This window comes from Pseudomonas sp. NC02 (genome assembly GCF_002874965.1).
In the GTDB taxonomy this organism is placed as follows: domain Bacteria; phylum Pseudomonadota; class Gammaproteobacteria; order Pseudomonadales; family Pseudomonadaceae; genus Aquipseudomonas.
This window is the reverse complement of record NZ_CP025624.1, coordinates 773,243-785,639: the sequence shown is the minus strand read 5'-3', so window position 1 is coordinate 785,639 and position 12,397 is coordinate 773,243. Positions and strand designations below refer to the sequence as shown.

Below are 12,397 nucleotides of genomic sequence, written 5' to 3'. Positions count from 1 at the left end.
CGGACCGTGACTGACGTCACGGCCCATCGCTGCATTACCGTTGGTAGGGAAAACCGGGCCTTGCGGCCCGGCCGGCAGGGGTGGCGTTACACCACGCTGATGCCGCTCTGTACCCAGAGCTGATGGGTTTCATCTTCCGGACTGGTGTAGATCACGTACTCAAGACCGTTCTCTACCTGGGTCGCACCGGCGCTCCAGTCACCTGTCAGGTGCACGCTGTCCTGATCGTCGCCCTGGATCATCAAGCGATCCGACTCAGGCCCGGTGATGGACACCAGGTCTTCGAGGCTCAGGGTCAGGTCGACGGCGCTGACATCGTTCAGGTCGATGCTGTGCACCCCACTGACTGTGCCAATCAGGTCGGTGAGGTTGATGGCTGCATCGCCGCCTTCCCACAACAACCCGTCTGCACCCGCGCCAGCATCGACATGGGTGAAGTCGGTGTCGTCGGCCACCACGGCATCGTGGTGATCGCCGTCAACGTTGGCGCCGTCATCCGCCGCCTGGTCCACCGCACTGTGGGCAGCGGCAATGCCGGCACCTTCAGTGGCTGGCGCACCCGGGTTGGCGTCGTCCCAGACCAGGTCGCGATCCGGCGAGTCGATGCGCACGTAGAGGTCGGCGGTGTCTTCCTGGCCGGTTGGCGTGGTGAGCTTGTAGGTGAATTTATCCACCTGGCCAATCTCGTCCAGCGTCAGCCCGGCATGCGGGGTGTAGACGTACTTACCATCGGCAAACACGGTCAATGTGCCGTGGTCACCGTTGATTTTCGTCCCCGTTTGCCCAGGAATCACATAGACCCCGTTGACCAGCACACTGAGTACCGTCAGCGGCGAACCGAGGACATCCGGCCCGGACAAGCTGTCGGACAGCAGGTTGCCAGTCGCATTGCTCATTGCACCGGTCACGAACTCCGTGAGGGAGGTGGTAGTGAGCTTCTGCGCAATGTGCAGCGCACTCAGCGACAGCACGGCACCGGTCGTCCCGGTCACGCGATAGGTCCCGGCATCCAACCCTTGGAACGTGTGGTTCGCCTGGGTAGTGGTCTGCTGCGTGACCCATTCGTTACCGATGAACTTCTGCAGATTGACGGTCGTGCCTGGCAACAACGCAATGCCGGTGACGGTGACGTTGATCGCAAGCTCTGCGGTCGTGCCCGTGGCAACGTTGATCGCTGCACCCGTACCCGTACTGCTGCCGAGCAGTGCCAGATTGTAGCTCAGGGGCGCCAGGTCGGCCTGGGTGACCAGGTTGACGATGTCGATCTGCGCCGAACCCAGGTCATCATTGGCAACCGTGTTGATCACGCCGGGCGCAGATGGATCGGTAGCGCTCCAGTCCACGTTGACACTCGGGCTGTCGATACGCACATACAAGGTTGCCGAGGCCGAAGCACCGGCACCATTGACCAGGTGATACTCGAAGGCATCCACCTTGCCGATGCTGGCGACATCGCCGTTCGGGGTGTACTTGTACTCGCCGTTGGCGAAGATGGTCAGCTGACCATATTGGCCCTGCAGCACCGTGCCGGTGGTGGCGTCGGCATCGACGAATTCGCCGTTGACCTCGACCTGCACCTTCACTGGCCCGCCGGTTCCCGGTTCATCCGGTTTACCGCCAATGCCCGGGTCGGTGATGACGTTGCCGGTGACATCCGGCCCAGCTTCACCGGTGAAGTCGGTGAGGCTGTCATTGGTGACGCTCAACTTGGCCGTGGCCCCTGCACCAACGCTGACCAGGTTGGGGTCGAGCTTGAGGGTAAAGCGATACTGCCCGGCTTCCAGGCCTTCGATTTTGGCGCTGGAGCTTTGTCCAAACAGACCCAACAGGTCGAGCAAGCCCGAACCGTTGCTGCCTTGTTGCACCGGCAACCATCCACCGGCACCGTCGCTCACTTCCAGCGTGGCAGTGAAGCCACCGCCCAACAGCGAGACCAGGTCGGCCTGGGCAAACTGCAGGTTCAGCGTTCCGCTGGAACCCTCGGCAACCGAGAACTCCTGCTGCTTGGTGTGATCGCCCAGAATGATGCCGCCGACACCCAACAGGGTGAACACGCGCATATCGGCCAGGCCGGTGTTGGATGTTACGGGTTTGATGGTTACTTCGCCGGTGGCGAGGTCGTCGAAGGCTTCGAGGTCGGCGTCGGCGTCGGCATCGGCATCCGCATCCGCATCCGCATCCGCATCCGCATCCGCATCCGCATCCGCATCCGCATCAGCGTCAGCGTCAGCGTCAGCGTCAGCATCGGCATCGGCATCGGCATCGGCATCGGCATCGGCGTCAGCATCGGCGTCAGCATCCGCATCCGCGTCGGCATCGGCATCGGCATCGGCATCGGCATCGGCATCGGCATCAGCATCGGCGTCCGCATCAGCATCGGCATCAGCATCGGCGTCCGCATCAGCATCGGCATCGGCATCAGCGTCGGCGTCGGCGTCGGCATCAGCGTCAGCGTCCGCATCGGCATCGGCATCGGCATCCGCGTCAGCATCCGCATCCGCATCGGCATCAGCATCAGCATCAGCGTCAGCGTCAGCGTCAGCGTCAGCGTCGGCATCCGCGTCGGCATCCGCATCCGCATCAGCGTCAGCGTCGGCATCGGCATCGGCATCGGCATCCGCGTCAGCATCCGCATCAGCGTCAGCGTCAGCGTCGGCATCAGCATCGGCGTCGGCGTCGGCGTCGGCGTCGGCATCAGCATCGGCATCAGCATCAGCATCAGCATCAGCATCAGCATCAGCGTCAGCGTCAGCGTCAGCGTCAGCGTCAGCGTCAGCGTCAGCGTCAGCGTCAGCATCAGCATCAGCATCAGCATCAGCGTCAGCGTCAGCGTCGGCATCAGCATCGGCGTCCGCATCAGCATCAGCATCCGCGTCAGCATCAGCATCAGCATCAGCATCAGCATCAGCATCAGCGTCGGCATCAGCATCCGCGTCAGCATCAGCATCAGCATCAGCGTCGGCATCAGCATCAGCATCAGCGTCAGCGTCAGCGTCAGCATCAGCGTCAGCGTCAGCGTCAGCATCAGCATCAGCATCAGCGTCGGCATCAGCATCAGCATCAGCGTCGGCATCAGCATCAGCATCAGCGTCGGCATCAGCATCGGCGTCCGCATCAGCATCGGCATCAGCATCAGCATCAGCATCGGCATCGGCATCGGCATCGGCATCCGCATCAGCGTCCGCATCAGCATCGGCATCGGCATCGGCATCGGCATCGGCGTCCGCATCAGCATCAGCATCAGCGTCGGCATCCGCATCCGCATCCGCATCAGCATCCGCATCAGCGTCGGCATCCGCATCCGCGTCCGCGTCAGCATCGGCATCGGCATCCGCATCCGCATCCGCATCAGCGTCAGCGTCAGCGTCCGCATCGGCGTCGGCGTCGGCGTCGGCATCAGCATCAGCATCGGCGTCGGCATCCGCATCAGCATCAGCATCCGCATCAGCGTCCGCATCGGCGTCGGCGTCCGCATCAGCATCCGCGTCAGCATCGGCGTCCGCATCAGCATCCGCGTCAGCATCGGCGTCCGCATCAGCATCAGCGTCGGCATCCGCATCCGCATCAGCATCAGCATCAGCGTCGGCATCCGCATCCGCATCCGCATCAGCGTCAGCGTCAGCGTCCGCATCGGCATCGGCATCGGCATCGGCATCCGCGTCAGCATCCGCATCCGCATCAGCGTCCGTATCATCAATATCAACAGCGATCACAGAAGCCGGAACAGACTCGTTGCCTGCTGCATCGGTCAATGTGACAGCCAGTGTTTCGCCGTTAACCTGAAGCGGATCCAGGGTGACTTGAAAATTACCGTCGTCGCCGACCGTGCCAGTACCGATCACGTTGCCATCGGCGTCTTTCACGGTAACGGTCGCGCGCGGTTCGCCCTTGCCGGTGACGGTGCTGCCATCTTCGCCAACCACCAGGTTTGTTGGGGCATCCGGGGCGATGGTGTCCCCCGCGATGACGATGCCTGGCAGGGATTCCTTGCCCGAGAAGTTGCGCAGGAACACGCGTAGCCGCTCGCCATTGATGTGCAGCGAGTTCAGTTGCACCAGGAATGTGCCGTCATCTGCCACTGTTCCGCTGCCGACCACTTCACCAGCATCGTTGAGGATGATGACTTTGTGGGCCGCGGCGCCTTCACCGCTGAGCGTGTCACCCACGTCACTGATTGCCAGGTTGCGCGGCGCAAGCGGTGTCTCAATATCGGCGACAACCAGCGCACCCGGAGCCGACTCATTGCCGGCAGCGTCTTTGAGCGTGATCGCCAGGCTTTCGCCTTCGGACGCGGGTGTGTCGAGCGAAACCTGGAAATTGCCATCCGCGCCGACGGTGCCCGTACCGATCACGTTGCCGCTGGCATCCTTGATGCTCACGGCAGCGTTCGGTTCACCTTTACCGCTGACAGTTGCGCCATCGGCACTGATCACCAGGTTGGTCGGCGCATCCGGGGCGGTGCTGTCGCCAGCCACCACGGGGCTGGCGGACGATTCATTGCCGGCAGCATCCTTGAGGGTGACTTGCAGGGTTTCGCCATTGGTTTGCGCAGTTCCCAGGGTGACCTGGAAGTTGCCTTCAGCATCCACGGTGCCGGTGCCGAGGACCTCGCCATTGGCATCCTTGATGATCACGGTCGAGTTAGGCTCGCCCTTACCGCTGACGGTTGTACCGTCTGCACTGACGGCCAAACCGTTCGGTGCGGCGGGGGCGGTTGTATCACCCGCTACCACAGACGCAGGTTGCGATTCCTGACCCGCGGCATCCTTGAGGACGACTTGCAGGGTTTCGCCATTGGTTTGCGGCTTGTCCAGGTTGACCTGGAAGTTGCCGTCGGTACCCACAGTGCCTGTGCCCAGTACGTTACCGGCGGCATCCTTGACCGTGACGGTGGTGCCAGGCTGACCTTTACCGCTGACCACCGTGCCCGCGCTGTTGACCGACAAACCGGTCGCAGCACCGGGTGCAGGAACTGGCGTTTGATGATGATGGCCACCACCACCGCCACCACCGCTCAATGCCGCGGCGGTACCGCCGACGGCGAGGATGCCCAAGCCCCACAGCACCCAGTCCGGCACCGCACTGTCAGCGGCAATGGCTGCCACACCCAGGTCGTCCAGGGTCGAGATTTCGGTGAAGTTGAAACCCGAATACGGCGTGGAATAGTTGCCGAGCAACAATGTTCCGTCGGCATTTTCCAGTACCAGTTGGTTAGCGGAGCCGTCGGCTCCCACCACAAAAAAGTTCTGAATGGTGATGGTTTCTCCAGACTTTAGAGTGACCACCAGGTTTTGGCCGGACTGTTGAAACGATTGAACGCTTTCTTGTCCGAACGGCAGTTTTACAATGCTGGTTCCCTTGAGGCTGGCGTTGCCAAAGGCATGCTCTGTCGCCGTCCCCGTTGCCTTGTCGACAATAGTTATGTTTTTCATCTCTCACCCGTTTTTTATATGGACACACGTATTTCAGCGCGAGCGAATGCCCACGACGGTAGTTACCGCCGAGCACGAAACTTTTTTTGCGTTTATATAGGACTGGTCAGGATTTACAGCGATCAACCGACGCCGGTTTCTTCACGACATTGCAGACCCACACGCGTGCGCTTGCAACACGCTGACACCGAATGAGGTGGCACATCCTTGGCGTCAGAATAAGCCTGCCCGGGCCTTGGGCTGGACTGCATCGCAGCCCAGAGGTCGAGCAACCGGGAGAGGTGGCGGGCCAGGATGCGGGCTTTTTCAAGTTCCAGGGCGGCCTCGTTCGATGAGGCCGATAGCCCTGGGAAACCCGATGTACGCATCCATTCGCTAGCCATCTCTGACACACCTGCACAACTTTGAAAGTACAACGCTTCGGCGGAAGTTATCGAGACGCAGCAACCATGACAACGCTCGCAAAACCGATACTAGCGAGGCAGTAGTCAACATCAAAGAGAAATGTAAACACGCAATAAACATGGGTATTTAATGAGGGAAGCCACGACAAACCGAACACACATAACCGAGAAATCAATTATAACGGCATGATAATCGAGCGCCCCATGGACACTCACCAAATGAATAACCCATGATCAAAAACATGATATTTCAGCGTCACACCTGAAACTTGTAAAAGTTTATTTCACAACTATAACAATGCAAAAAAACCTTATCCCTAGGCATTAGTCGATAAGTAATACCGCCCTCCCACAACCGTCGCGAAGGGGTTTATTCAGGCCAAAAAAAAGCACCAGTAGTGAGCTGGTGCTGGAAGGTCTACGCAGTAAAAAATCAGGGGCCCACAGTGAAGAAGGACAATCGCCCTACTTTGGTTTTCGATAGCTGTTGATGATCGCCGAGAAGTCCTTGCCCCCTTCCCCACGTTGGCTCATCGATTGATACAACTGCTGCGCCACTGCGCCGAGGATCACCGGCTGGTGTGCCTGGCGGGCCGCTTCAGTGGCCAGTCCCAGATCCTTGAGCATCAGTTCTGCACCAAACCCACCGGTATAACCCCGGGACGACGGCGCCGTCTCGATAATCCCGGGCCATGGGTTATAGGTGTCCGAACTCCAGCAGCGCCCGGTGGAGCTGTTGATGATTCCCGCCAACACTTGGGTGTCGATGCCCAGCGCATCGCCCAGGGCCATGGCTTCGCTGACGCCGACCATGGTGATACCCAGCAGCAGGTTGTTGCAGATCTTGGCGATTTGCCCGGTGCCGACTTCGCCGCAATGGACGATGTTGCGGCCCATCTGCGCCAGCACCGGTTGCAGGGTGGCGAACAGTTCCGGGGTGGCGCCGACCATGAAGGTCAACGTCCCAGCCTGGGCACCGCCGGTGCCGCCGGACACTGGAGCATCCGCCATCACCACGCCTTGTTTCGCTGCCGCCGCCGCTACATCGCGGGCGGTCTGCGGGTCGATGGTGCTGCAATCCACCGCCGGCACGCCTTTGCCGATGCCGGCGAGCACGCCGTCTTCACCGAGCCACACACTGCGCACATGGGCCGCAGCCGGGAGCATGGTCACCACCAACTCGGCGCCTTCGGCTGCCGCGCGCGGTGAAGCGCTGATGGTGCCGCCCAGTTCCGCCAGTTCCTTGAGCACGGTCTGGTTCAGGTCGAACAGGTTCAGCGCATGGCCAGCCTTGATCAGGTTGCGCGCCATCGGCGCGCCCATGTTGCCCAGGCCGATAAATGCAATCTTCATGGTCGTCTCCTCGATCAGCGCAGGTTGATGGTGGTGTTGACGCCATCGTTGACGCTGTCGTCGTCGAACCAGCGGCTGGTGACGGTTTTGGTCTGGGTGTAGAACTGCACCACTTGCTTGCCGTACGGGCCCAGGTCGCCGAGTTTCGAACCACGGGAACCGGTGAAGCTGAAGAACGGAACCGGCACGGGGATCGGGATGTTGATGCCGACCTGGCCCACATCGATTTCGCTCTGGAATTTACGCGCCGCCGCGCCGCTCTGGGTGAACAGGCCGGTGCCGTTGCCGAACGGGTTGGCGTTGACCAGGGCGATGGCTTGGTCGAGGGTGTCGACTTCCAGCACCACCAGCACCGGGCCGAAGATTTCCTGGGTGTAGATCTGCATGTCGGTGGTCACGCCGGAGAACAACGTCGGGCCGACGAAATTGCCGTCCTCGAAACCCGGCACCTTGATGCCGCGGCCATCCAGTTCCAGCTTGGCGCCTTCTTTCACGCCGCTTTCGATCAGGTCGAGAATGCGTGCCTTGGCGCGCTTGGAGATAACCGGACCCACATCGGTGCCGGCTTCGCTGCCGGCGTTCACCTTGAGCTTTTGCGCCAGGGCCTTGAGGTCCGGCAGCCATTGCTTGGCCGCGCCTACCAGCACCACCACGGAAGTTGCCATGCAACGCTGACCCGCCGCACCGAAACCGGCGCCGACCAGGGCGTTCAGGGTTTGTTCGCGATTGGCATCCGGCAGCACCACGGCGTGGTTCTTGGCGCCCATCATCGATTGCACGCGCTTGCCGTGTTTACCGGCGAGGTCGTAGACGTGGGTACCGACGGCGGTCGAACCGACGAAGGACACGGCCTTGATATCTTTGTGGGTGCACAGCGCATCCACCACGTCCTTGCCGCCGTGAACCACGTTCAGCACGCCGGCTGGCACCCCGGCTTCCAGCGCCAGTTCAACCAGCAGCAGGGTCGACAGCGGGTCCTGTTCCGATGGCTTGAGTACGAACGTGTTACCGCAGGCAATGGCCATCGGGAACATCCACAGCGGAATCATCGCCGGGAAGTTGAACGGGGTGATGCCGGCGCACACGCCGATCGGCTGGCGCAGGGTGTAGGTGTCCACACCGCCGGCGACGTTTTCAGCGAATTCGCCCATCTGCAGGGTGCCGATGGAGCACGCGTGCTCGACCACTTCCAGGCCACGGAAAATGTCGCCTTCAGCGTCGGCAATGGTCTTGCCCTGCTCGGCACTCAGGACCACGGCGATGCGCTTGGAGTGCTCGCGGATCAAGGCTTGCAGCTTGAGCATGATGCGCATGCGCGCACCGATCGGCGTCAGCTTCCAGGTCTGGAAGGCGCGATGGGCGGCGTCGATGGCAGCGTTGACTTCTTCAGGGGTGGAAAACGGTACGCGGGCCAGCACTTGCTGGGTAGCGGGGTTGACGATGTCTTGCCATTCGGTGGTCCTGGATTCGACCCACTCGCCGTTGATCAGCAGCTTGACCTGTTTTACGGAAATATCGGCAGATGCGTTCATGTGGTCTCCAATTCTTGTAGGTATGCAGAGAACCAAGGCGTTGAATCGCCTTGAGGATGAGGCGTTCGGACTGTTTTTGGAGTATAGATGTGCAAACTTCTAATAAGAACGCACATAAAAGCCGGTCCAATATGCAAAAAAACATCACGTCACTGGGCTCCCTGAACTGGGATGACCTGAAGTTTTTCCTCGAAGTCGCCCGTACCCGCAAGGCCAGCGTCGCTGCCAAGCGCCTGGCCGTGGACTACACCACGGTGTCGCGGCGTATCAGTTCCCTTGAAGGATCGTTGGGCACTCTTCTGTTTGAAAAGTCCCGGACCAACGGCTTCGTATTGACCACCGAAGGCCAGCGCCTGCTGGGTTACGCCGAGTCCATCGAAAGCACGTTGCACATGGCCTGCGAACAGGTCTCCGGCTCCGGCGTGGCGCTGTCCGGCCACGTGCGCATGGGCTGCACCGAAGGGTTCGGCAGCTTCTTCGTCACCCCGCAACTGAGCCACTTCGTCGACACCTACCCGGCGATCTCGGTGGACATCCTGCCCCTGCCCCACTTCATCAGCCTGTCCAAGCGCGAGGCGGATATCGTCATCGCCCTGGAGCGGCCGGAACACGGGCCGTACGTGTGCTGCAAGCTGTGCGACTACAAGCTGCAGCTGTACGCGACGCAGGAATACCTGGACCAGCACCCGCCCATCCGCCGGGCGGCGGACCTGGCCGAGCATCCGTTTATCAGCTACGTGGATGATTTAGCGTTCAGTTCAGAGCTGCTGTACCTGGCCAATGTAGTGCCCGGCGCCAGCGCCAGTTTGCGCAGCACCAGCGTGATTGCGCAGTATGTGGCGGCGCAGCAAGGGCGCTCGCTGGCGATCCTGCCGTGCTTTTTGGCGGCGCAGGACCCGCGATTGCTGCCGGTGCTGGGCAAGGAAATCAATATCACGCGGCAGTTCTGGATGTACTGCCGCGAGGACTTGAGGAAGTTGAAACGGATCACCCTGCTGTGGGATTACATCCGTGAGGTGACGGAGCAGAATCAGCCGTTGTTGATGGGGGAAACGCGGGAGATGGTGTTTGCCGATTAAATAAAATGTGGGAGCCGGGCTTGCCCGCTATAGCAGTGTGTCAGTCACCCAATACATCAACTGATCCACCGCCATCGCGGGCAAGCCCGGCTCCCACATTGATTGCATTGCAACTCGAACGGCCCGAAAGCCAGACTAGTCCGCAATCACCACAATCGACACCCGGCGATTCTCGGTGCGCCCCGCCGCTGTCGCGTTGGACGCCACCGGCTCGCTGCTGCCCAGCCCGCGCAGTTGTACGTTTTCTTCTTTCATCCCAACCCCTGCCAACACGTGCGCGACGCTTTTGGCTCGGCGCAGGGACAGTTGCTGGTTGTAGGTTTCCTTGCCCGAGGCGTCGGTGTGGCCGTCGACCCGCACGCGCTGAATGCCCACGCCCAGCAGCGCCTTGCCGATGCGCTGGACGATCTCGGTGCTGGGGGCATTCAGACTTTCGACGTCGCTGCCAAACAGCACCTTGCCCGAGAGGCCGAAGGCCCAGCCTTCGTCAGTCAGTTCAAAACCCTGCTGTTTGAGCACGGCGATTTGCGCCGGTGTCAGGCCTTTTGGCGGCGGGGTCTGGCAGCCGCTCAGGGCGAGCAGAGCCACGAGCAAGGTGATGAATAAAAAGCGTGCGGTCGAGAACAAGGGATCAACTCCTGTGTTGAACGTCGGCGGCGGGGGACTCCGATTCCGCCGTTTGCTGGCCACCCTGGGAAAGCCGTTTGGCCTGGTACATCGCCGCATCGGCGGCGTTGAGCAGGTTACCGGGGGTGGCGCCATGATCGGGGTAGACGGCGATGCCGATACTGAGTGAGGTCAATACGTGGGCGTCGCCGGGCAGCGCAATGGGCGCGTCCATGCTGGCGATGATTTTTTCGGCAATGCGCTGGGCGTCCTCAAGTCGGTGCAGAGGCGACAGCAAGATGGCGAATTCATCGCCGCCCAGGCGTGCCACCAGGTCGTCTTCTCGCAGTTGCGCACGAATGCGCTTAGCCACTGCCACCAATACCGCATCGCCGGCGGCGTGGCCGAAGTTGTCGTTGATGTCTTTAAAGCGGTCGCTGTCGAGGAACAAGACCGCCACTTTCTCGTTGAGCTTGGCGGCGCTGCGCAGGGCGCGGATCAGCCGCCCTTCGAAGAACGCACGGTTGGGCAGCCCGGTCAGGCTGTCGTGGCTGGCCTGGTGGGCGAGGGTTTCGTTTTCGCTTTGCAGGTGGGTCTGCCAGGCCTCCAGTTCGTCGAGCAGGGCATTGAAGTCATTGCCCAGGCTGTCGAGTTCGGCGATTTTCGCCGGCGGTACGCGTCGGTCAAAGGCCCGCTCGCTTCGGGCGGCGTGGGCCACCGAGGCCAGGCTGTGCAACGGTCCGGTGATGCCGCGTAACAAACGCCGCGCCAGGTACAGTGCAACCCAGGCGCTGAGGGCGGTGCACACCAGAATCCCGGCAAGGCCGCTGAGCAGGAAGCGCAACAGGCTGCCGCCGTGGCCGGTCAGGTGCACGCTGCCGATGACCTGGCCCTGGTGCAGGATCGGCTGGGTGATGGGTTGTTCGAGCAGGGCATGCGCCAACTGCAGCTCAATCATCGACAGCATCCCGGTTTCAGGGCGCTCCCAATGGGCCAGTTGCTTGCCGTCGACGTTGAAGACTTCCGCCTCGGCCACTTCTTCCTCAGAGGCGATCACGCCCAACGCCTCGGTGGCCGCCGCGCTGTCGTTGAACACCACGGCCGCTTCCACGGTGTAGTTGATGGAGCGGGCGATCAGGTGCAGATTGTGGTCGGCATACACCCGCAGCGCGAGCACGCCGAGCAGGGTCAGGGAGATACTGGCCATGCTGACGGCCATCAGCGCCAGGCTCAGGTGCCCGCGCCCGATCACTGAACGCAAGGTAGGACGCACTGGCGCCTTATCGACACTCATGACCCCGGCGCTCGACGTCGGGACAGCTGCAGCACACTCGGATGAATGCGCACACCGCTACGGGCAACGGAATCCAGGTTGACCTCGAACGACACCTGTTCGTCGGCTACCCGCAGGCAGAACAGGCTGCCCACGGTGCATTGGTCGCCGCCTTCGCTGATGCTGAGCACTGGATGGCCGATCAATGCCGCGAACAGGCGGCTGCGCTCGTCGCTGGTCAATTGGCCGATGTACACGGCATCGCAGGCATTGGCGATGTCTGGATGGTCGGCCAGCAAACGCTGCACCACTACCGGACGGCCGGTAGCCTGGGTGGTGCCTTTGACCAGGTCATCGGTGTATTGGGTTGGCCCGACGATGCACAAACGCAATTGCGCGGGCTCTACCGGCCAGCGGGCGTAACTGAGAATTCCCAGGACCACTTGGGTGACGGCCTTGGCCCGCTGATCGGCCATGCCGGCAGGCGGCTGGGCAAAAACGAGGGGCGTGAACACGCACAGAAGCGCCAACAGCAGCATTCGTCTCCAGCTCAAACTTCGCTCTGTGGGCGAGACAGCCACGTTCATGCAGCGATTCTCTTTGATCTTCTCGGGATGATGCCGCAACGATAGCACAACGGCGGAAAACCCCCGAGGTGACACCCAGGAGGATTCCGACATTTTATTAAGAAAAATCACACATTTGGATCAGAAAATTT

Annotated in this window: 7 protein-coding genes; 1 reads left to right on the top strand and 6 read right to left on the bottom strand. The window is 61.3% G+C overall.

The genetic code is table 11. From position 1 onward, the window contains the following. Positions 1 to 86: 86 nt before the first annotated feature. From C0058_RS32930 to C0058_RS03510, 3 genes are all read right to left on the bottom strand, one after another. Complete coding sequence (locus C0058_RS32930; RefSeq protein WP_218274255.1) at positions 87 to 5,432, bottom strand: BapA/Bap/LapF family large adhesin; 5,346 nt, start codon at positions 5,430 to 5,432, stop codon at positions 87 to 89. An 869-nt stretch (positions 5,433 to 6,301) separates the two neighbouring features. Beyond that, on the bottom strand, positions 6,302 to 7,189 hold the full coding sequence (gene mmsB / locus C0058_RS03515; protein ID WP_003214181.1) for a 3-hydroxyisobutyrate dehydrogenase: 888 nt from the start codon (positions 7,187 to 7,189) through the stop codon (positions 6,302 to 6,304). Positions 7,190 to 7,203: 14 nt separating this feature from the next. Next, positions 7,204 to 8,721: a CoA-acylating methylmalonate-semialdehyde dehydrogenase gene (locus C0058_RS03510; RefSeq protein WP_008430611.1), complete on the bottom strand. Its 1,518-nt coding sequence runs from the start codon at positions 8,719 to 8,721 to the stop codon at positions 7,204 to 7,206. Positions 8,722 to 8,852: 131 nt separating this feature from the next. Here C0058_RS03510 and C0058_RS03505 point away from each other — a divergent pair, with 131 nt between their 5' ends. Next, positions 8,853 to 9,800 (top strand): LysR family transcriptional regulator, encoded by a 948-nt coding sequence (locus C0058_RS03505; RefSeq protein ID WP_008430612.1) that lies wholly within the window; start codon positions 8,853 to 8,855, stop codon positions 9,798 to 9,800. 135 nt (positions 9,801 to 9,935) lie between these two features. On the opposite strand, the gene C0058_RS03500 is transcribed toward C0058_RS03505, so the two are convergent. Genes C0058_RS03500 through C0058_RS03490 form a run of 3 tightly spaced genes read right to left on the bottom strand, consistent with a single transcriptional unit; the run spans position 9,936 to position 12,266 of the window. Further along, a complete protein-coding gene (locus C0058_RS03500) occupies positions 9,936 to 10,427 on the bottom strand; it encodes an OmpA family protein (protein ID WP_102368027.1) in 492 nt (163 codons plus the stop codon). Positions 10,428 to 10,431: 4 nt separating this feature from the next. After that, entirely contained in the window at positions 10,432 to 11,700 is a 1,269-nt protein-coding gene (locus C0058_RS03495; RefSeq protein ID WP_102368026.1) for a diguanylate cyclase domain-containing protein, read from the bottom strand. Continuing rightward, positions 11,697 to 12,266, bottom strand: a complete 570-nt coding sequence (locus C0058_RS03490) for a YfiR family protein (protein ID WP_032898591.1) — start codon at positions 12,264 to 12,266, stop codon at positions 11,697 to 11,699. The genes C0058_RS03495 and C0058_RS03490 overlap by 4 nt, the downstream gene beginning before the upstream one ends. Between the last annotated feature and the right edge of the window lie 131 nt (positions 12,267 to 12,397).